The sequence below is a fragment of the Pseudomonas sp. Marseille-Q5299 genome, from assembly GCF_943737035.1.
Taxonomy (GTDB): Bacteria; Pseudomonadota; Gammaproteobacteria; order Pseudomonadales; family Pseudomonadaceae; genus Aquipseudomonas; species Aquipseudomonas putida_E.
The window spans coordinates 1-21198 of the sequence record NZ_CALSFR010000013.1; the positions used below are offsets into that span (position 1 = coordinate 1).

Genomic DNA, 21198 nt, shown 5'->3' on the forward strand with positions numbered 1-21198 from the left:
AGTTTGGTCCTTGTGGTGCGGATGTTTTTTGAGGGAATCTAATTGGAGTGGTCGTGAAGATTTTTAAGGCGCCTATATTTTTTTTGATTTTTTTTAGTCTGTCAGGCTGTGACCAGTTGGCGAGTGGTGTTGGTTATAAGGAGGTCAGGATAACTCCGATAGAAATGAAGCATTTTGTCGAAGAAGTAAAAAGGGATTTGGTGTTTGTTGAGGGTGGTGAATATTTGATGGGGGATTATGGCTTGCAGTATGGGGCGGAGCAAATGTCTTATGATGGTGATGGAGATAGTCGGCCAGTACATAAGGTCAAGTTGAGCACCTTTTCTATTGCAAGATTTAAGGTCTCTAATAAAGAATTTGAGATGTATCTTAAAAGCAATGGTCTTGATTTGCGTTCTTTTGAGGAGGGGGATAGACAGGAGGATTGGAAGAACATTCATTCTTTACCTAATTTGCCAGCGCATATGGACTGGTATGAGGCCGACCGCTATTGCAACTGGCTGGCTAAAGTGACCAATCTTCCTTTCTCATTACCCACTGAGGCTCAGTGGGAGTACGCGGCACGCAGCCGCGGTCAGTTTTTGATGGTGGCCACTGATGACGGTACTTATAGGCAGACAAATGATGGTTTTACTAAAGATGGGGGAGGGCCAAAAGGAATTAACATTTCTACTTCTCGAGATCGTAAGGAGTTTGCTAGAAAAATGGGGTGGAGAACGGGCGTGCTTACGCCCTTGCCGGTAGACAGGTTTCCTCCCAATCCGTTGGGCCTTTATGCCATGTCGGATAATGGGCTGGAGTGGGTTAAGGATTGGTATGACGAAAATTATTATCAGTACTCCCCTGAAATTGACCCCCAGGGGCCGGAGACACCAGTTACCAAGGACTACTTTGGCCGGGATACAAAAGTTGTACGTGGTCAGGCAAATGCCAATCCAAGCTGGGGAGGAGGAGTGAATGTGCACAGAACCTCTGCGAATCCGCATGGTTATGCATTTGAACATGACATGATTGTATTGGACGATAAAGCGGCTAGATGTGTTGTTAATAGTTCTGATCAAATTTAACAGTAATGAGGGCTGTGCCTCAGGGGGATTTGAATAAGTTCGTGAGCCGGCTGATGAGGCGAAGACGAATGTTGACGCTTCAAAGCGAAGGAATCTGTTAGCTAAAAACATTATAGAGCGAGAAACGGATCTGTTGCGCTACACACCTGAAGCTAAGGGTATAAGGTTACTTTGAGTTGGAGGCCGTCGAGCGGCATGAGCGAAGCTTGGTAGACTTTCTTAAGTTAGGGAAGGATCGAGATAGAGGATTATATAAAATAAAATATGAGCGAGGCGAACTGGCCATAATTTATGATCGGTTGAAGGAGTTTAGTTCTTCTGGTTATGCGCTCGCTATGAATGATACGGTTTATTATAAGCTAAATTTTGGTCGTGATCCGAATTGTCCGCGACGTTGCAAGTTTGGTCCTTGTGGTGCGGATGTTTTTTGAGGGAATCTAATTGGAGTGGTCGTGAAGATTTTTAAGGCGCCTATATTTTTTTTGATTTTTTTTAGTCTGTCAGGCTGTGACCAGTTGGCGAGTGGCGTCGATTATAAGGAGGTCAGGGTAACTCCGATAGAGATGAAGAATTTTGTCGAGGAAATAAAAAGGGACTTGGTGTTTGTTGAGGGTGGTGAATATTTGATGGGGGATTATGGCTTACAGTATGGTGCGGAGCAACTGCCTTATGATGGTGATGAAGACAGTCGGCCAGTACATAAGGTAAAGTTGAGCGCCTTTTCTATTGCGAGATTTAAGATCTCAAATAAAGAGCGTGAGATGTATCTTAGAAGCAATGGTCTTAATTTGCGTTCTTTTGGGGAGGGGGATGAACAGGAAGATTGGAAGAATATTCATTCTTTACCTAGTTTGCCAGCGCATTTGGACTGGTATGAGGCCGACCGCTATTGCAACTGGCTGGCTAAAGTGTCCGATCTTCCTTTCTCATTACCCACTGAGGCCCAGTGGGAGTACGCGGCACGCAGCCGTGGTAAGTTCTTGATGGTGGCCACTGATGACGGTACTTATAGGCAGACAAATGATGATTTTACTAAAGATGGCGGAGGGCCAAAAGGAATTAACATTTCTACTTCTCGAGATCGTAAAGAGTTTGCTAGAAAAATGGGGTGGAGAACGGGCGTTTTTACGCCCTTGCCGGTAGACGGGTTTCCTCCCAATCCGTTGGGCCTTTATGCAATGTCAGATAATGGGCTGGAGTGGGTCAAGGATTGGTATGATGAAAATTATTATCAGTACTCTCCTGAGGTAGACCCTCAGGGACCTGAGACGCCTATTACTAAAGACTTTTTTGGCCGTGATACAAAAGTTTTGCGTGGTCAGGCAAGGGCTAATCCAACCTGGGGAGGGGGCGTAAATGTGCATAGAACCTCTGCCGAGCCACATGGATATGGGTCTGAAAATAAATTGATTGTGTTGGAAGATAAAACGGCTAGATGTGTTGTTAATAGTTACAAGCGGATTGAGTAGTAGTGAGTTCTATATTTCAGAGAGAGCATTTAAATGTAGGCTGCCTGAAAGGCGGGTGATGATTTTATTATTTGGTGATTAATTATATGCGCGGAGTTATTCGTGTTGGCGACAAACTGTCTTCGGGAGGCAAGGTACTTGCCGGCACCAGTGGATTGAAATTTATGCAGCTTGATGTCGCTTGCGTAGGTGATGCTGTTTTTTGTCCAATACCTGGGCACGGCGTGAATGAAATAGCAGAGGGGGATACAGGTTCGAAAGTTAAAGGTCGGCCCATTGCTTTAGACGGTCATTGCTGTTCCTGTGGTTGTGAGTTAATCACGTCGCTTCCTCAAGCAGGTAGGCTGTGAGATGGCAGTTGACCTGAGCTCATTACCCGAGAGGCGAATGCTACCCCGGCAACCTCGGCACTGGCGATGGGGTGTGGTCATCTTGCTTTGTTCGCTCGTAGTTGGCGGGTTGATGGTCCTGCTTTGGCGGGTGGACAGTTGGCATACATCATTTTGGTTTTGGATCTGCGCTTTATTAGGGGGTTTGATTACCGGGTTAGTGTTCTACGCACTGCGTTTGTTGGCGTACGAGAAACATCGAGATTATATAGGGAGTTGGAATGAGAGTCGCGATGAGTTGGAGCAGTCACTCATTCGGCGCGGCCAGCGTACGGTTGCCGTATTGGCCGTGTCCTATTGTTCGGGGGCGGGTAATAATAAACTTGCTCAGGCCCTGCGTTTGGGTAGTAAGCCTCTCCAACCTATTTATCTGGAAGGACAGGCCTTGACAATGCGGTTGAGCCAATTAAAACCGCCGGTACAAAATCACTCAAAGTCCGAATACGCTAAGCGTTTACGTGGATTTTTACAGCAAGTTGTACGTGGGTTGGAGTCTGATTTAGAGATGGGGGCGCGCAGTCTTGCTGTGGATGTTCGTATCAGGCATAACAAAGTACTTTGCAATGAAGAGCTTCTGTCCATTTGGTCTGCAGTTACCACCAACCACCGTTTAACTGATAGCGTGGTCTTTGCGATGGACGATGATGGCATAATGTGGCTGGACGCTTGGTTGGATGCGCCGGAACGACATCCATTGTTAGTGTCCGTCGAGATTAATCTTTTTCTAAACCCCGTTGCTGAACAGGCTGAGGCCGTGACAGCTGTGTTGTTGGGCTCTTCGCAGTGGTGTAACACGCAAAAAATTGATTCGATCGCTCTGGTTCATCGTCCTGTCCAACTTGAATGCCCTGGTCGCTCGATCAAGGATGCAGTTACCGATGCATTTCTTTGGGGGCAACTGCGTGCCGGAGAAGAAACGTACTTCAGTTGGCAGGCTCAGGTGCCTGGTGACGTTTTACGTGAGACAAGTATCGCTGTGAATGCAGCACGTTTCCCTTTTAACGTGGCCAGGTGTCATCGATTGGATGATTCGTTTGGTTTGCCGGGATGTGCAGTAGGTAATGTCGCATTAATCGTTGCTAGTGAGTGTGCCAAGGCAGAAGACGGTCCTCAGGTGGTCCTGCTACAGGATGCCTCTGCTCAAATTTTTATTGTCCGGCCTGCATGAGATCTTGAAATAGGGATTGATCGTGAAAAAGAAGAGAATCAGCGTCTGGATAGTGATCCTGTGTTTGCTCGTTGCGGGTGGGGTATTGATCTGGGTCGATAATCCCGTAGTGCAGGTGAGGAGTGAGACTGCACGCTTGCAATGGTCAGCAGTGTTGTTGATCGGCTGTTTGATATTTCTCTTTCTCGATGGCGTCGGCGAATTGGCTATCCGAATGTTGGGCGCGAGAGATTTTATTGCTCTGATGGGACAAAAGCTCGGAGTCAACTGGACTCGTTCGACTGGCAGTAACGTGGTTTCTAATGCTGAGGATCCATTCGGCGTACCCGAGTTGAGGGCGCATTTGAATGGACGCTACGGCTTCTTCTGGCGGCGCAAAATTCGACTGTTGTTGGTGGTCGGTGAGTCTGAGCAGATCGAGGCGATTGCCCCTGGGTTGAGCGAGCAGCGTTGGCTGGAAGGGCAAAACACCGTGCTGCTGTGGGCCGGCAGCATCCAAGGTGAACCGCAAGACGCGTTGCTTTTGCAGTGGCGCGGCCTATGTCGCAGCCGTGCGCTCAATGGGGTGGTCTGGGTGTTGAACAAAGACCAAAGCAATAACGTGAGCGCGATGAACGATAGCGTTCGTCGTTTGCAGAATCTGGCCAAAACCCTTCGCTGCCAATTGCTGCTGCATGTGTGGCAGGTCTGCGACAGTATGTGGCCGCAGCACGCGCGCGAAATCGGGGCGGTAGGCTGCATGCTCCCGGTACCATTAACGCCAGTGCGGCTCGCCGACCACTTAGGCATGCTCGCACAACCCTTACGTGAGCAGGGTCTATCGCAGCTTCAAAAAGACTCTGATCATGATTTCTTGCTTCGGTTGTCACGCGATGTTGCGACCGAGGGTGTCTCCGGATGGAGCGCTGCATTGTCCGCGCTGTTCCGGCGACGCGACGTTTGGTTGCGTGGAGTGTGGTTCAGCTTACCGCTGCGACTCCAGAACAACCTTCGCGTGGATCATCACTGGCCTGAAGACCCTGCATGGTCAGGGATCCTCAGCGATCGCTCTGCCCGAGCCCGACGACTGGGTTGGCACCCAGGCAGAGTCGCCTACGTTTCTGCGCTTGGCCTGGCTTCCATCTGGGGCATCGGCTTGCTGTTGTCGTTTGCCAGCAACCGTGCCGAGGTCGTTCAAATAGCGGCGGCGTACAGCGCTTTGCAGCAACCTGTAACAGGCACCGACACTCAACAGGCACTGGGCGAGCTTGTACGCGAACTCTCCCGCCTGGACTATCGATCAGAACACGGCGCACCGTGGTACCAGCGTTTTGGCCTGAACCGGTCCCACGACCTGCGCGAAGCGGTGTGGCCGCTCTATACGCAAGCCAATAACCAACTGCTCCGTGACCCCGCCGTCTCTGAACTGGAAAAACGGCTCAAGGCGTTGGTCAACTTACCTCCGGCGAGTCCCCAGCGCGCCAAGCGGGCCCAGCTGACGTACAACTACCTCAAAGCCTATCTGATGCTGGCGCGCCCGGAAAAAGCCGATGCGGCTTTCTTGGCCGAGACCTTGGGCGCTGCCGAACCGGCACTGTGGACGTTCTACGGCCAGCATCTGCCCGATCACCCGGATTGGGCGATCAAGGCCGACCCCAGGTTGATCGCCCAAACGCGTCACGTGCTGCTGCGCGAACTGGGCCAGCGAAACGCCGAAAGCAGCCTGTATCAGCAGGTCCTCGACACCGCGGCGAACCACTACCCGGCGTTGGGCTTGCAGCAGATGGTCGGCGACACCGATGCAACCGCCTTGTTCGCCAGTGCTGAACAGGTCCCCGGTGTGTTCACCCGCCAAGCGTGGGAAGGGCGGGTACGTGCAGCCATTGAAGAGGCGGCGCAGGCGCGCCGCGAAGAGATCGACTGGGTGCTCAGCGACAACCCCAACGACATTGCCAAGGAGCTGAGCCCCGACGAACTCAGCGAGCGGTTGACCACGCGCTACTTCCAGGATTACAGCAGTGCCTGGCTGGGCTTCCTCAACAGCCTGCGCTGGCAGCAGAGCCATGGCCTGAGCGATGTGATTGCACAGTTGACGCTGATGAGCGATGTGCGTCAGTCGCCATTTATCGCCCTGATGAACACGTTGAGTTACCAGGGCCAGGCAGGCGTTCGTGGCCAGGCCTTGGCCGATTCCCTGATTGAATCCGCACAGAAGTTGGTGGGGCAAAAAGCAGCGCCGATAGTCGATCAACTTCCCCAAACACCAAACGGCCCGCTCGACAGCACCTTTGGCCCCTTGATGGCGTTGCTGGGAAAGGAGGCGGAAGGGCGATCGGGCGATGACCGTTTGAGCCTGCAAACCTTCCTCACGCGGGTCACCGGCGTGCGCTTGAAGCTGCAGCAGGTGGTCAATGCGCCCGATCCTGAAGCAATGATCCAGGCCTTGGCGCAGACGGTATTCCAAGGTAAAAGCGTGGACCTGACCGATACCCAGGCCTATGGCAACCTGATCGCCGCCAGCCTGGGCGCCGACTGGGGCGCGGCTGCCAATACGCTCTTCGTGCAGCCGCTGGATCAGGCCTGGCAACAGATTCTGCAGCCGTCGTCGGCAGGCCTCAACAGGGCGTGGCAGCGCTCGATCGTCGACGAGTGGCAGGGTGCTTTCAGCGGCCGGTATCCCTTCGCGGCCACCAGCAGTGGCGCCTCGTTGCCCATGCTGGGGCAGATGATCCGCGCCGACTCCGGGCGGATCGAACAGTTTCTGGCCCAGCAGCTCACGGGGCTTCTACGAAAAGAAGGTAGCCGCTGGGTGGCAGACCCGCGGCAAAGCCAGGGGCTGCGTTTCAACCCGGACTTTCTGACAGCGATCAATCAGCTCAGTCGTCTGGCCGATGTGTTGTACACCGATGGCGGTATGGGCTTGAGCTTCGAGCTGCAAGGCAAACCTGTGCGTGATGTGGTGCAGACCACGTTCGTGCTCAATGGTGAAAAGCACCATTACTTCAACCAGCGAGAAAGCTGGCAACGCTTTCACTGGCCCGGGCAGGGTGACCACCCCGGCATCAGCCTTACGTGGAGCAGTGTCTACACCGGCGAACGTCTCTTTGCGGACTACCAGGGCACCTGGGGACTGATTCGTCTGCTGGAGCAGGCCAATGTCACGGCGTTGGACGACGGCGATAGCCGCTTCCGGGTCGTGTTGGATGCGCCAGATGGTTTGCGCCTCACTTGGCACTTGCGCACCGAGTTGCGGGAAGGCCCGCTTGCGCTGCTCAAATTGCGAGGGTTCAGCTTGCCGCGAGAGATCTTTCTGGTCGATGGCCGTGACACACCGCAGTACGCGCAGAATGGGGGCATCGAATGAGTCTGAAAAGCCTGATCGAAAGCTGTTTACCCGGTTGCGAGCCACTGGCCGTGGCGCGCGAGCACAGCGAGTGCTGGAAAACCTGGTTGACCCCCATCCGTGATGACGCGCCCGTAGGCGAGGATCCGGTTTATGACGACGACTTCCAGCATATGCGCGAGGAGGTCAACAAGCTTTCCGGGGCGGATGTGGAGCTGGTGGCGCAGCTGGGGCAGAAGCTGCTCCAGCACTCGTGTAAAGACCTTCGCGTTGCCACTTACTACCTCTGGGCACGCTTGCACCGGGACGGAGAGGCAGGCTTGGCGGATGGCTTGAACTTGTTGGCAGCGTTAATGGAACGTTATGCCGACGGCATCCTGCCTGTGCGTGGCAACAGCCGCAAGATGGCCTTGGAGTGGCTTGCCGGCAGCAGGGTCCTGGCAAGCTTGTCGCTGTACCCACAGGTGGTCAAGGCTGAAACCGAGCGAACGGTGGCTGCTTTGGTATGGTTGGAGCACTGCTTCAGCCATTGGCCTGAAGACCAACTGCCAGGACTGGACGCGTTGTACGGTGCCCTCACTGCCCGACTCGCTGTGTCGGGAGGTGTTGATGCAATCGTCCCTCAGACTGGCAGTGATTCACCCGTAGACAGTAGGGCGGCAGGCCCGAGCCCAACACCCATAAAGTCGGGCCGAGATCTGCTGGACAGTGGTAGAGGGCTAGCCAGCTATCTACGTGATCAACCAGAAGGGTGGTTGGCGGCGCATCGGCTGATGAAGAGTTTGCGTTGGGACACCGTGCATCAACTGCCGCCGCAAACTGCGCAGGGGGTTACCCGTCTGGCACCGCCTCGCGGCGAGTATCGCGCTCAGCTCAAGCGCTTGCACTTGCAGCAAAGCTGGAACGAGCTGATTGATCAGGTCGAGCAAATGTATGCCGAAGGCGTCAACCACTTCTGGTTGGATTTGCAATGGTATCTCCATCAGGCCCTGAGCAAATCAGCTGAACCCTCCAAGAGCTGGGCGGATGTGGTCAAACACGATCTGGGCATGCTGCTGCAACGCCTGCCGGGCGTGGAGTTACTGTGTTGGAGCGATGGCTCGCCATTCGCCGATGAAGCCACGCGTGAGTGGATCAACCAGCAGGTCAGCGGTAATCGCCCAGAACAATGGCTGCCCACAGCGGCCCCCGCATCGTCGGCGGCTGCATGCGAAATATTCGCCTTGGAGCCCGAGGCACTGGCGCAAGCGGATGCTGATGGCGTGGAGCACGCGCTGGCGTGGCTGGCGAGCCGTCCAGACGTGCAGACCGGGCGGCAACGTTGGTTACTGCGTTTGCTGATGGCGCGAGTGGCCGAACAGTGCGGCAAGGCCGAGCTGGCCATTCATTTGTTCACTGAGCTGGACGCTGCCGCGCAACGCCACACATTTGCCGACTGGGAGCCCGACCTGCTCTTCGAGGTCAAGGCGCGTTTACTCAAGCTGCTGCGTTTGAAAAACCAGCGCAACGATGCTGACCGGCCTGCGTTGGCGCGGCAAATGGAACACCAGTTGGCAGCACTCGTATCCATTGACCCGGTACGCGCTGCAATCCTGTGCAGTTAATTCACTTTGATCAGGAATCTGTTTTGACTACGGACAACCTAACCCTGCGTTACTTCGACGCTGAAATGCGCTACTTGCGGGAAGCAGGTAAGGAGTTTGCCCAAGCTTTCCCGGATCGGGCGGCGCAGCTCAACCTGGATAAACCCGGCGCTGAAGATCCCTATGTGGAGCGCTTGTTCGAAGGCTTTGCGTTCTTGATGGGGCGTCTGCGTGAGAAATTGGACGATGACCTGCCTGAGCTGACGGAGGGGCTGGTCAGCCTGCTGTGGCCGCATTACCTGCGTACCATCCCATCGCTGGCCATCGTCGAGCTTATGCCAGATGTCAATCAGATGAAGGGCAGCGAGGCGGTCGCAAGAGGCTTTCAGGTGCTATCACAACCGGTGGGTCAGCACCGTACCCGCTGCAGCTACTCCACCACGCAGGATTTGACGCTACGACCGCTCAATCTGGAAACCGTGCGACTTGACCATGAGCCCGATGGACGTGCAGTTCTACGTCTACGCTTCGCGCGTGGAGCACTGGCCAGCTGGGATCAACTCGACCTCGCGCATATCCCCTTGTATCTGAATGGCGACGCGGCGCTTGCCAGTGTACTGCACCAGGCGCTGACATTGAACGTGCAGGCGCTGCATGTGCGCTTGCCAGGCGAGGCGCAGCGCAAGGCATTTGCGGGGCAATTCAAGCCAAAGGGGTTTGCGGACGATGATCGCCTTTGGCCTAAAGGCGATAGCGCATTCAGCGGTTATCAGTTGTTGCTGGAGTACTTTACGTTCCGCGAGAAGTTCATGTTCGTGACGCTCTGCGGCCTGGAATCGCTCGTGCTGCCTGCGCACGCGCCGTGGTTCGAACTTGAAGTAGTACTCAGTGAGAACTGGTCGCATACGTTTACGCCGACGCAAGAGCACATTCGTTTGCACGCGGTCCCCGTGATCAACTTATTTGCACTAGAGGCTGATCCACTCATCTTGGACCCGTTGCAGAATGAATACTTGCTTCGCCCAATGCGCTTGCAGGACGGTCATACAGAGATCTACTCGGTAGACAAGGTTTCTGGAGCGAAAGACAGCGTTCGTCAGGATTACGTGCCGTTCAGCAGCTTTCGTCACAAAGGGGGGATGCTTCGCGATGAGGCCCCCGAGCGCTATTTTCATACCCGCCTGAGACGCGGCGCCAATGGTCTTCATGACACTTGGCTGATTCTTGGCGGGGAGGGCTTTGACAAAGATGTATTGCTCAATCGCAAAAGCCTGTCGTTGCGCCTGACCGGTACCAATGGCCAGCTGCCGCGAAAAGCATTGCGCAGTACGTTGCTCGACGCTGCGGCGCAGTCCACACAGGCAGGCTTGCGAGTGCGCAACCTGACCGCGCCGACCCTACCGTACTACCCGCCGAATCGCGACCGTTTTCACTGGCGGGTACTCAGTCACCTGGGGTCGAATTTTCTACCGATGCTCAACAGTGCAGAAGTACTGCGTGGCACGTTGGCCTTGTATGAGTGGACGGGTAGCGAAACCAACCGCCGCCGTCTGGAGGCCATTGTCGACGTCAAGCATCACCTGATCCAGCGCTTCGAGAAAGGCTTCTTGCTGCGAGGTGTGGATATCGAAGTGACGGTCGATAGCAATGGCTTTTCAGGCGAGGGGGATATCTGCCTGTTTGGTGAAATGCTCAGCCGGTTCTTCGCTCTGTATGCGGACATTCATTTGTGCACTCAACTGACGATGATTTTGCAGCCGACGGGGAGGTGCCTGCGATGGAGCGAACATCACAGTCAGCGTATTCCCGGTTGAAGGCCGAGGGCATTGTGCATGTGTTGGCTGAACAGGTGTCGACGGCTAACGTCTACCGCTTCTGCCAGGTGCTGGAGCAGGTGTTGGCTGAACAACCACCGTTGGGCAGCACTGCACATCCCGGCGATGACCTAATCAGGTTCCGGCCAGATCCTGGAATGGGATTTCCAGCAGGCGAGTTGAAGGCCATTGAAATCGACGAGTCTGCTCCACACCGACCGCTGACCGTGCGAACCCGGCTGCTGGGTTTGTATGGCGTCGACTCTCCTTTGCCCACGGCCTATCTGGACGATATCGCCCTGCGACGCGAAGGCCATGAGGCGGTGGAGCACTTCCTCGATATCTTCAACCATCGAATATTCACCCAGTTCTATCGGATCTGGCGCAAGTACTCCTACCCGGCAACGTTCGAACCGGGTGGGCGCGATGCCACTTCACAGTGTTTATTGGGCTTGATCGGGTTGGGCATTCCCGGTACGGCAGAGCGTATCGCCACACCGATGTCACGTTTTCTGGCCCTGCTTAGCGTCATGCGTCTTCCCACGCGCAACGTGGAGGGGATTGGTGCGTTGGTGAAGTTGCTGGCGCCACACACGGATACGCACGTGACCGGGCATTGGCCGCAGAGTGTTGTGCTTGAGCAGCCCGCCAGCCTTGCACCAGAGCGTCCGGTGACTTTGGGCCAGGGCATGCCGTTGGGCGCTGTCGGGCACGACGCGAACAGCCAGCTGCGCCTGCGGCTGTATACCGAGGACCAGGATGAAGCGCGTGAGTGGCTTCCTGGTGGCCGGCTGATAGCCGATTTGTGGGTGTTGCTTGAGGTGTACCTGGGATGGCGTTGCACAGCGCTGCTACAGCTCTCAATTCCACGCGAGATGGTGCCGGCTCCTGTACTAGGACGCACTCGGTCGATGCTTGGCATGACCGCTGTATTGAAGCGGGCAGAGGGCGTACTCGCATCGGCTCAAGACGACACGATCACGATTAACCTGGGCCGATATCAAGGTCTGCAGCCGAACCCTTGCAGGAAGGAGGTACAGCATGTGGCGTACCGTTTTTAAATGCTTCACGGCATCGACACTTGTTGCAGTACTGAGTGGGTGTGGCTTTGCACAAAAGGTTGCAGACGGTACGGCGTCTACTGCCCAAGCGATCTTCTACAAGCAAGTAAAGACGCTGCATCTGGATCTCAACGGCCGGTCAGCGATAAATACCGATGTCGAAGAGATGAGCGGATTGTCGGTGCCGGTGCTGGTGCGGGTCTACCAGTTGAAGGACAGCAAGGCGTTGGAGAACGCCACCTATGACGAACTGGTAAGTCAAGGTGAGCGAGTGCTTCGCGATGATCTGCTCGATGAGCGCGTGGTGGTGATAAAGCCCGGCGAGGCGGCGCAGCTGAGTACACCTCTACAAGGCGACGCTCGGTATGTTGCTGTGGTTGCGCTGTTCCGAAGTCCAGACGTTATCGAAAATACGTGGCGCGTTGTCTTGCAGCGTGACGACCTCGAACCGGATCAGGCCAGAGTGCTGGAATTGGGCGATAACCGACTGACGCTTCAACATCGTGCGGAGGGCTGACTGCATGCCTGAGACCAGTCCTTCTCTTTACGAAATCCTGTTGCAGAACTTTTGCGGTGAGCTAGCGCTGGACCAGGTGAATGAAGATGACCAGCTGACCCTCTCGGTGCTGGACAACATTCAGCGCATTCTCAACAGCCGTGCAGGATCACTCTCGCATCTGCCCGACTATGGCTTGCCGGACATGGGCACAGTGCTGCAAGGGCTACCGGCTTCAGCACATGGCTTGATGAACGACATCGCCCGCACGTTGCGCCGCTATGAGCCCCGGCTGGCGCAGGTGAGCGTTCAGCTGATACCTCAGTCTCGCCCTGGCCATCTTGACTATGCCCTTGACGTGGTCATCAAGGGCGGCGGCAGGGCGTCCTTTGGGACCACACTCGGCGCCGAAGGCAGGGTTGTGGTGCGTCACCTCAAGCAGGAAGGCTACCTTCCCGTGCAATGGAACTGACAGGGGGCCAGATGACGGCACTTTTTGGGATGCGTGTTCGCTTGGGTGGGGATCCAGGCAACTTCGATGAGTTCAAGGTGTTGCACGGTGAGCTGGCCAAGCTCACGCACCCCGCCTGTCCCGATGTGGACTGGGCAAAAGTTGAGGGGTTGTCTTTGCGACTCTTCGAGCTGAACGGGATTGAGCTGCAGACGGCGGTGGCGTTCGTACTGGCGCGTAGCTACCGCACGGGTGTGACGGGCTTGACCGAGGGTGTGGCGCTGCTCGCTACACTGAGCGATGAGTGGCCGCGCGTATGGCCAGTGCAGGCGTCAGCTCGCATCGATCTCATTGCATGGCTGTTTACTCAGTTGCATCCCTTGGTTCGCATGGTGGCGTGGGGCAGGTCGAGTTCGGCGGGGTTGAGCGAACTGATTGTCGAGTTGAACCGCCTGGAGCACCGCTTGGAACGCCTTGGCCATGCACCTTTGGTTGCGCTGCAGGTCTTCCGAAACCAACTGGCCAGCCTCCTGCAGCGTATGCCAGGAGGCCGGGTGGCGGCGATGCCGCTTCCTCTGCAATCCTGGGCGACGATTGCTGAGCCATCCATCACGCCTCAAATGGCTGCTGCCGTTTCTGCCCCTTCGACCTACACATTTGTAGTCGAGCCTCCGGCGCAGAAGCGTGTCGTGTTGCCGTGGTTGCTGCTGCTGATGGTCACTATTGCATGCTTGGGGTGGTTAGGTTGGCAAGAGTGGTCATCCAGGCAAGCCAAAGAACCCCCTACGTCCGATCCAATCCAACTCGACAGCTTGAACCTGTTCGATCCTGGCAGTGCCGAACTCAAGCCGGGTTCAACCAAGCTGCTGGTCAATGCACTGGTTGGAATCAAGGCCCAGCCTGGCTGGTTGATCGTTATCTCCGGGCATGCGGATGCGCGAGGCGATGCAGCCAAGAATCTCGATCTTTCTCGTGCCCGCGCTTCCGCTGTTCGCGACTGGATGCAGCGTATGGGCGATATCCCGGACAGTTGCTTTGCTGTCCAAGGTGTTGCCGCCAGTCAACCGGTCAGCAGCAACGACACCGTGAATGGTCGCGCAGAAAATCGTCGGGTGGACATTCGATTGGTACCTCAGGGAGATGCATGTGGCGAGCTGGAGGCCGTAGGGCGTTCGTTTCGGGGAAGAGAGGCTGCGTGATGGCGTACCTGCAAGGCGATGTAATGCTGAACTGCGCCAATGTGCAGCATTGCTGACATCGCTGCCCCGAGTCTGCTGAACAAGAAGCGTAAGGCTAAGGGCAAGCCGCTGTTCTTCAACAACCACTTACTTAGGTTGAGGCGCCTCGAAGCGGTTCGCACGCTGCGGGAGATCTTCACGCTTCTCCTGAGGGCATCTGCGTCGCGGGGGGGGGGGCAGCTGTACGTGGGTTGACAGACCGGCGGTAAAATCACGAAAAACTCCGGCGCACGCAAGCGTGCCCACACGCACAGCCACCATAAAACTGAGACTGTCTGTGGGATTTACCGTCACAGCCTGTCAAAGCTGTATCGTTGATGAGCAACGACATGCCGAGACTGGAGCGCAGCTACAGTGGCCGCGACGGAAAAAAGCGCAGTGCGAGTATGTTTGGGAAATGGGCTACAAGGACGAGGGAAAATCTGATTTCCTGGTGTTTCCAGCGCTCAAGATGTGGGTGTTTTGATCGGTCTATGTCAGCCTATGGCGGGCAGCAATCCAATGCTCTGTAATCAGTATGGGCCACATCGCCGGAAAGCCGGCACGGCCGACACCTATCCAGAAACCGGGGTTTTCTATGGGAGAACGGAGAACCCTGTGATAATGGGCGCAATTACAAGGGCCATGTCATGCTGACCATCTCCAATAACGTGCATCTACCGGATGCCGAAATCGAACTGACATACATCCGCGCGCAGGGCGCGGGTGGGCAGAATGTCAACAAGGTGTCCAGCGCCGTGCACCTGCGCTTCGACATCCCTGCCTCATCGTTGCCCGAGTTCTATAAAGAGCGGCTACTGGCGCTGCGCGACAGTCGCATCACCGGCGAGGGCGTGTTGATCATCAAGGGCCAGCAGTACCGCACCCAGGAGCAGAACCGTGCTGACGCACTGGCGCGTCTTGCCGAGTTGATAACCACAGCCGGCAAGACCGAGAAGAAACGCCGCCCCACCAAGCCGACCCTCGGCTCGAAGACCCGCCGCCTGGAAGGCAAAGCCAGGCGGAGCAATGTCAAGGCGGGTCGGGGCAAGGTGGAGTTCTAGTCCTGGGATCACCTACATCACCTGCGGCGAAGTTCTGCAGCAAACTGCGACGCCTTGAGTTGCAACTGCGCAGGCCCGCCCCAGAACGCGCCGTGGCGCACGATCACCCGTTCATGCAGCGCTGCCGCCACCGCAGCGGCAGCATTCGGGGCTTTGAACAGCACAAAACTCGCTTCGTTGCCTACCTTCAGCCCATAGCCCTTTTTACCCATCACCCCGGCACTGGCTTCGGTCGCCATGTGCAGCGCTACCCGCAGTTCCTCGTCAGTGTTGAAGCCCGAGCGATAGCTGACCAACATGGCCCGTTGCAGCATGTCGCCATTGCCGTAGGGCCACCAGGCGTCCTGGATGTTGTCGTTGCCGGTGAACACTCGCACACCGCCTGCGCGCAGGCGCAGCACGGGCGGGAAAGCGTGCTCGCCCGGGGCGTTGGTCATGATCGACACGCCTGCACCGGCCAGCACTTCGGCGGTGCGGTCCACCACGCTGTCGACAACATCACCCAGGCCATAGGCATGGCTCACCACCACCAAACCTTGCATGCCCAGTGCCTGGGTACGCGCGGCGATGCGTTCGAGCTGGGCTATGCAGATGTCACCTGGCTCGTGCAGGTGGATATCTACCTTCACCCCGTGCCGGTCGGCGATGCCGAAAACAATGTCCAGCTGCGCTTCGGCGTCACCGTCCAGGGTGGTCGGGTCGATACCGCCCACCACCTGCACACCTTCGCGTACGGCAGCCTCCATTACTTCGGCAGTGCCGGGGCAGGTCACCACGCCGGCCTGGGGGAAAGCCACCAGCTCGATGTCGATCAGGTCTTTCCACTTCTCGCGGGCTTCGAGGATGGCGCGCAGATTGGCAAGGCCGGTGGTGGCGTCCACATCCACATGGCAGCGCATGGCCAGGGTGCCGAAGGCGGCGGCCTGACGAATCAGGGCATCGGCGCGTTCGACAATAGGCGGGGCGCTGGCGAGCTCGCGCTTTTCCACCGCCAGCCGTTCACGCAGGGAGGCCACGCTCTGGTGCGGGCGCCAACGGTCGCCGACGAAACTCTTGTCCAGGTGAATGTGGCCATCGACGAACCCAGGCAACGCCAGCAGCCCTTCAAGGTCGATGGTTTCGCGGGCCGGCTCACTGGCGCGCTGCGGGCCGATATGGGTGATGCGCCCGTTCTTTACGGCAATGTGCAGGGGCAGGCCATCGGCGTCGATGGCATTGATGAACTCGCGGTCATTCATGGTCGGGCCTTTTTCCCAGGCTTGAGTGATGACACACGGTAGGCAGGATCCGCACACGCCACAAATTAATTATCAGGATCGATTGCAGTGCATTTCTGGATGCAGGCAGCGCTAGGGGTAATGCCTGTCAGTTAGCGTTATCAGGGCTGCTACGCAGCCAATCGCCGGCAAGCCGGCCACACAGATACCATGCAGTTCTTGAGGTCTGCACTGTGCCTGTGGGAGCTGGCTTGCCGGCGATGGGCCGCAAAGCGGCCCCAAATCGATATTCAGCCCGCAGTGGTTGACGAGCGAACATCGGCACAGGGAAGGGCAGTGCTACTGCAGCGTCGGCGGCTTCATCTCCAGGGGCATCCCTGCCAGCGTAGCCTCCATCCCCGCAATTTTTCGCGTAAGCCGTTGCGCCTCCTCATCTTTGCCCTGTGCTTTCAGAAGATCCCGCTCTTTGCGTAATGCGAGCAGGCATTTTTGCAGACCCAGGCCAGAAGTATTGAACTGGTCCATGTTTCCCTCATGCTGAAGGCTTCCGTGCCGTTGTAGGAAAAATGGACCCTAGCAGTTCGATATTGCTGCGGAAACTGAGGTTTCATACAGCAGGTACTCGGCACCAAGATGCGGCCTACAGTAAGGGGGAAAACTTCCTACAAATTAATTTAGAGGCTGTTTCTATTCGTGTAGATCAGGCTTGCGTCTGATGCCCGTAATTGCTGAGCCTGTGATGACCTGACCGTTGAAAGAGGCATCATGCTGCTGGCAGGCTGGCCAGCTATGCACTGAAACTTAAAGTTGCAATTGTATGCCGGTGTCGACAAGTCAAACGCGCTCTTGTGACCTCCCACGACCACTGCCACATGGTGAGCACGCTTGGCTGGATGCGTGGCCGATCGCATCTGATACGCCTTTTTTCATCAAACCTGAATCTGTATCCGTATCAGCGCTGCGCCGATAATGCTTTTCATCCCTGCTATCACATTGAAGAGGTTCTGATGGGCAAGCTCGCGCTATTTCTGGGTGGTTTTCTTCTGCTCACCCTTTTGGTAGGCCTACTGGGCACCATCCCTCCTGGCTGACAAAACTCCCCCCTCCGGCCCGCCCTTTTGCCAGGGGAGCCAGCGTCGGGCCGTTGCGGCAATGGTCCTTGGTATACCGTTAGACTGGCGGTAGCTGCAAGTCGTTCTCAAGTGAAAAGGCCTCGTGTACTCTCCCGCTCGCGTCATAATGAGTCGCGGCAGTGGGCCGGCCTTTTACCTTGGAGTCGACATATAGATGGAATGCAAGAAGGACCCTTCAGCGCTGCTGGAGTGGCGTAGCCGCTTCCTGACCGCAGGCATTCTCGAAGAAAATGAATACGACCAGGCGTTGCGCAGTGCCGATGCGCTTGAGCAATCAGGCGTGATCAGTGCGGTTGAGTGGATCGAGCTGGTCAAGGCGGCGAATGCAGCGCTACTGCGCGTGCGATAAGTCCTTCTTTACGCGGGGAAATCTGTCCACAAAAAACGTGGGTAGGTCTGTGGATAAAATGCTGTAAGCCAAGCCGTTTGCGGCTTCTGTTGAATTGAGCAGAATTTGAACAGATGTCAGCGAGCCTGCCGGTTGCCCCCATTGCCCGCCTGGCGCAGGGCCAGCAGCAGCTCACGGACCCGCGCTGGCAACTCGCCGGCAGGATACACAGCGTGCATTTGCGGGTCTTGGCCGGTACTGGATGTCAGCCGGTAATCTGCGCAAACACGCACCAGCCGGCCGGCACCGACTTGTGCCTCGCCCACCCAGTCGGCCAGGCGGGCAATGCCGGCACCGGCCAGTGTACTGTGGTAGACCGCATCGCCTGAGCTCAGTCGCAGCCTTGGATGGGGGCGCAGGCTGGTGATTCGGCCACCTTGGCAAAAGTGCCAGGCCTTGAGTATGCGCGGGGCGGTATGCAGGATCAGCGAATGGTCAGCCAGGTCCTCTGGCCGCTTGGGTATGCCATGGCGCGCCAGGTAGTCCGGGCTGGCGTACAGATGGCGCTGGTAGCGCCACAGTGGGTAACCGATCAGCTCGCTTGATTGTGGAAACGCACCGCGGACCACGAAATCGAGCTTGCCCAGCAAAGGGTCAAGCGCCTCGTCACGGTAGTGGACGTCCAGCGTTACCTGGGGGTGGCGGCGGGAAAACGCCGCCAGCACACCGGGCAGCACATGTTCGCCAAGCAATTGCGGCACGCCGAAGCGGATCCAGCCCTGTGCGCTGCCACTGAGTGCGGCCAATTCATCGGCGGCATCACGTTGCACATCGAGCAAGCGTTCGGCGTGGGGCAATAACCGCTCGCCGGCTTCGGTGAGAGTCACCGCATTGGCATTGCGGTTGAGCAGCTTGCACCCGCTGTTGTCTTCCAAAGCCTGTACTGCCCGCGTCACGGCGCTGGGCGAGCGGCCCAGGGCGCGGGCGGCGGCGACGAAGCTGCGTTTGTGCGCGACGCTGACGAAGGCCTGGATTTCGCGCAGCATGTCCAATGCCATGAAGGTCTCCTGGTTGCAGTTTTTGCAATATGGCATTTCAACACAGGCGCGCCGATTTGATTAGCCTTGCGGTCTGCTTTCACTGCCTGGAACCGCGCCATGATGGATATCGCCGTACTCTCCCTGTTCGCTTTTGCCGCCGGCCTGATCGATGCTGCGGTAGGAGGTGGTGGGCTCATTCAGATCCCGGCGCTGTTCAACGTATTGCCCACGGCGCAACCTGCGGCCTTGCTTGGCAGCAACAAACTGGCATCGGTGTGCGGTACGGCTTTCGCGGCGCGCTCGTTCATTCGCAAGGTCACCCTGGACTGGGGGTTGATCGTGCCGGCGGCGCTCAGTGCGTTCATCATGTCGTTTGCAGGGGCGGCCACGGTGTCGCTGGTGCCGCCCAGCGTGATGCGCCCGGCAGTGCTGGTGCTGATCGTGCTGATGGCGATCTACACCTTTTGCAAGAAGGATTTCGGCACCTTGCACGCGCCGGCGAAGATCGGCCGCAAGGAGCAATGCCTGGCGGTACTGATCGGTGGCGCCATTGGCTTCTACGACGGCCTGTTCGGGCCAGGAACCGGCAGCTTCCTGATCTTCCTGTTCATTCGCTTTTTCGCGTTGGACTTCCTGCACGCCTCGGCCTCTGCCAAGGTGGTCAACATCGCCACCAACCTCGCGGCGCTGGTGTTCTTCGTGCCATCGGGCAATGTGCTTTATGCCATTGCCTTGCCCATGGCCGCATGCAACGTGCTTGGGGCGCTGACCGGGACCTGGCTGGCCGTGCGCAAGGGCGCAGCCTTTGTGCGCGGGCTGTTCCTGGTCTTGCTGTGCGTGCTGATCGCCAAGTTGTCCTGGGATTTGCTGATGGGGTGAGTCAAATTACCCGGCGCCCTGTGCCTCTGCCAGTTCGACACGGTTGCGGCCGTGGGCCTTGGCGCGGTACAGCGCCTGGTCCGCACGGGCCAACAGCTCGTCCAGACCCGGCGCCGGTTCATGCCCGGCGCAGCCGTCCAGGCCGATGCTGACGGTGATCTGCAGGCGCTCGTCGCCCTGCGCCAGGTGTAGGTCCTGGACCGCTCTGCGCAAGCGCTCAGCGGTGAAGTTGGCCCGGTCTGGCGCGAGGCCCGGCAGCAGGATTACAAACTCTTCACCGCCCATGCGCGCCACCAGCTCGCCTTCATGCAACTGGTCTTGCAGGGTGTGGGCGAACTGGCGCAGCACCTGGTCGCCTACGGCGTGGCCATGGCGATCGTTGATCGACTTGAAATGGTCGATGTCGAGCATCATCAAGGTCAGCGGCAATGCCTGGGCATGTTGCTGGCGGCTGTCGAGCAGGGCATTGGCGCGGCGGGTGAAGGCGCTGCGGGTCAGTGCTCCGGTCAGGTGATCGATGGTGGCCTGATGCGCCAGGCGCGCCAGCAGGCTACGGTTGGCCTGGCTGACGCAAGAAACCACCAGCGGCCCGAGCACCAGCATGGCGATGCCCAGACGGGCCGACATCAATGTGGTGACCCCAAGCTCGCTTTGCGGCGCGCTGAAATGCATCAGGTTCTGCGCCACCGCAACGATCAGCGTACTGCCGGTAGTCAGTGTCAGCAATGAAACCAGAAACGGTGAGTAGGTCCATGCGCACCACAGCAGTGCTGCGATCGGGAAGGCAATGGCCCCCGGTCCGCCGAAGGCGATACTGAAGACCAGCGAGGCCAGCAGCACCAGCAAGGGGGGCAGGCTTACGGCCTGGGCTCCACTGCGGACCAGCGCGCGCGCCGATGGCGCCGTCAGCAGCACCGGCAGCACCAGCACTGCGGTCGAGAACTGCTCGCTGAACCACGCCAGCCAGGTGGTGCGCAGCGATTGCTCGAACCACGGGGCAGCCACCACGCAGGCCATGCAAGCCGCCACCATGGCACCGGCCGCGCAGGCACCGAATACGCTGAGCACTCCCTGCGGGCTGCGCATGCGCCGGTGCAGGCGCGGTAAGCGTGACAGCAAGAGCCACACCGTCACCACTACGCTCAGGTTGCACAGGTTGAGCCACAGCGCCGAGAGCCAGGCGCTGCCGCAAGCCAGGTCGGCGGCGATCATGGCCAGCCAGGCCAGGGTGAAACTCACCGGGGTGGCGTGGCGCGGGTAGCGCAACAGCACACCGGCCAGCACTGCATTGACGGGCCAGAACAGGGACAAGGATTCGATTGGCCGTGCCAGGATGCCGCCCAGGGTCAGGGCGAAGGTCAGGCCGAACACGGCGAAATAGGGCAACAAGCGCGACTGGGCTGGAAAAACCATAGGCTCGACCGACAAGCGGAGACGAAATCCAGGACAACGGCTGTGGGCACCTGGGGCAATAACACCCCAGTTTGTTTGCGCAGGCCA

Annotated in this window: 19 protein-coding genes; 15 read left to right on the forward strand and 4 right to left on the reverse strand. The window is 57.5% G+C overall.

From position 1 onward, the window contains the following. Positions 1-53: 53 nt before the first annotated feature. The 12 genes from NGJ21_RS24600 (at position 54) to arfB (ending at position 15101) form a co-directional block, all read left to right on the forward strand. A complete protein-coding gene (locus NGJ21_RS24600; RefSeq protein ID WP_196914336.1) occupies positions 54-1067 on the forward strand; it encodes a formylglycine-generating enzyme family protein in 1014 nt (337 codons plus the stop codon). 452 nt (positions 1068-1519) lie between these two features. Next, positions 1520-2536, forward strand: coding sequence for a formylglycine-generating enzyme family protein (locus tag NGJ21_RS24605; protein WP_196914337.1), 1017 nt, complete (start codon positions 1520-1522; stop codon positions 2534-2536). A gap of 86 nt (positions 2537-2622) precedes the next feature. Beyond that, positions 2623-2886 (forward strand): PAAR domain-containing protein, encoded by a 264-nt coding sequence (locus tag NGJ21_RS24610; RefSeq protein WP_115274372.1) that lies wholly within the window; start codon positions 2623-2625, stop codon positions 2884-2886. A gap of 1 nt (position 2887) precedes the next feature. Next, positions 2888-4093 (forward strand): KPHS_23130 family T6SS system protein, encoded by a 1206-nt coding sequence (locus NGJ21_RS24615; protein WP_502943664.1) that lies wholly within the window; start codon positions 2888-2890, stop codon positions 4091-4093. 19 nt (positions 4094-4112) lie between these two features. Next, a complete protein-coding gene (locus NGJ21_RS24620) occupies positions 4113-7436 on the forward strand; it encodes an ImcF-related family protein (RefSeq protein WP_439130059.1) in 3324 nt (1107 codons plus the stop codon). After that, entirely contained in the window at positions 7433-9019 is a 1587-nt protein-coding gene (tssA, locus tag NGJ21_RS24625) for a type VI secretion system protein TssA (RefSeq protein WP_174142224.1), read from the forward strand. The genes NGJ21_RS24620 and tssA overlap by 4 nt, the downstream gene beginning before the upstream one ends. 23 nt (positions 9020-9042) lie before the next feature. Further along, complete coding sequence (gene tssF / locus NGJ21_RS24630; protein ID WP_174142223.1) at positions 9043-10812, forward strand: type VI secretion system baseplate subunit TssF; 1770 nt, start codon at positions 9043-9045, stop codon at positions 10810-10812. Further along, positions 10776-11873: a type VI secretion system baseplate subunit TssG gene (gene tssG, locus NGJ21_RS24635; RefSeq protein WP_174142222.1), complete on the forward strand. Its 1098-nt coding sequence runs from the start codon at positions 10776-10778 to the stop codon at positions 11871-11873. The genes tssF and tssG overlap by 37 nt, the downstream gene beginning before the upstream one ends. Next, a complete protein-coding gene (tssJ, locus tag NGJ21_RS24640) occupies positions 11854-12390 on the forward strand; it encodes a type VI secretion system lipoprotein TssJ (protein WP_174142221.1) in 537 nt (178 codons plus the stop codon). Before tssG ends, tssJ begins: the two co-directional genes overlap by 20 nt. Positions 12391-12394: 4 nt before the next feature. Next, the gene (tssE, locus tag NGJ21_RS24645; RefSeq protein WP_174142220.1) at positions 12395-12841 is read left to right on the forward strand and encodes a type VI secretion system baseplate subunit TssE; all 447 of its coding nucleotides are present in this window, start codon (positions 12395-12397) and stop codon (positions 12839-12841) included. Positions 12842-12852: 11 nt separating this feature from the next. Then, entirely contained in the window at positions 12853-14019 is a 1167-nt protein-coding gene (locus tag NGJ21_RS24650; protein WP_115275510.1) for an OmpA family protein, read from the forward strand. A gap of 668 nt (positions 14020-14687) precedes the next feature. Further along, the gene (gene arfB, locus NGJ21_RS24655; protein ID WP_046785705.1) at positions 14688-15101 is read left to right on the forward strand and encodes an alternative ribosome rescue aminoacyl-tRNA hydrolase ArfB; all 414 of its coding nucleotides are present in this window, start codon (positions 14688-14690) and stop codon (positions 15099-15101) included. A gap of 17 nt (positions 15102-15118) precedes the next feature. On the opposite strand, the gene NGJ21_RS24660 is transcribed toward arfB, so the two are convergent. Together NGJ21_RS24660 and NGJ21_RS24665 are read right to left on the reverse strand one after the other, a co-directional pair. Further along, a complete protein-coding gene (locus NGJ21_RS24660) occupies positions 15119-16339 on the reverse strand; it encodes an amidohydrolase family protein (RefSeq protein ID WP_119687431.1) in 1221 nt (406 codons plus the stop codon). Between the two features lie 318 nt (positions 16340-16657). Continuing rightward, complete coding sequence (locus tag NGJ21_RS24665) at positions 16658-16843, reverse strand: hypothetical protein (RefSeq protein WP_046785709.1); 186 nt, start codon at positions 16841-16843, stop codon at positions 16658-16660. 347 nt (positions 16844-17190) lie between these two features. Here NGJ21_RS24665 and NGJ21_RS24670 point away from each other — a divergent pair, with 347 nt between their 5' ends. Both NGJ21_RS24670 and NGJ21_RS24675 read left to right on the forward strand, forming a co-directional pair. Then, on the forward strand, positions 17191-17409 hold the full coding sequence (locus NGJ21_RS24670) for a hypothetical protein (protein ID WP_174142157.1): 219 nt from the start codon (positions 17191-17193) through the stop codon (positions 17407-17409). 196 nt (positions 17410-17605) lie between these two features. Further along, positions 17606-17800 (forward strand): hypothetical protein, encoded by a 195-nt coding sequence (locus NGJ21_RS24675; protein WP_115274380.1) that lies wholly within the window; start codon positions 17606-17608, stop codon positions 17798-17800. Positions 17801-17916: 116 nt separating this feature from the next. Here NGJ21_RS24675 and NGJ21_RS24680 read toward each other — a convergent pair whose 3' ends face one another. Next, positions 17917-18837, reverse strand: a complete 921-nt coding sequence (locus tag NGJ21_RS24680) for a LysR family transcriptional regulator (protein WP_115274381.1) — start codon at positions 18835-18837, stop codon at positions 17917-17919. Positions 18838-18936: 99 nt separating this feature from the next. On the opposite strand from NGJ21_RS24680, the gene NGJ21_RS24685 reads away from it, so the two are divergent. Beyond that, positions 18937-19698, forward strand: coding sequence for a sulfite exporter TauE/SafE family protein (locus tag NGJ21_RS24685; RefSeq protein WP_115274382.1), 762 nt, complete (start codon positions 18937-18939; stop codon positions 19696-19698). Between the two features lie 6 nt (positions 19699-19704). Here NGJ21_RS24685 and NGJ21_RS24690 read toward each other — a convergent pair whose 3' ends face one another. Further along, on the reverse strand, positions 19705-21126 hold the full coding sequence (locus tag NGJ21_RS24690) for a GGDEF domain-containing protein (protein ID WP_174142216.1): 1422 nt from the start codon (positions 21124-21126) through the stop codon (positions 19705-19707). Between the last annotated feature and the right edge of the window lie 72 nt (positions 21127-21198).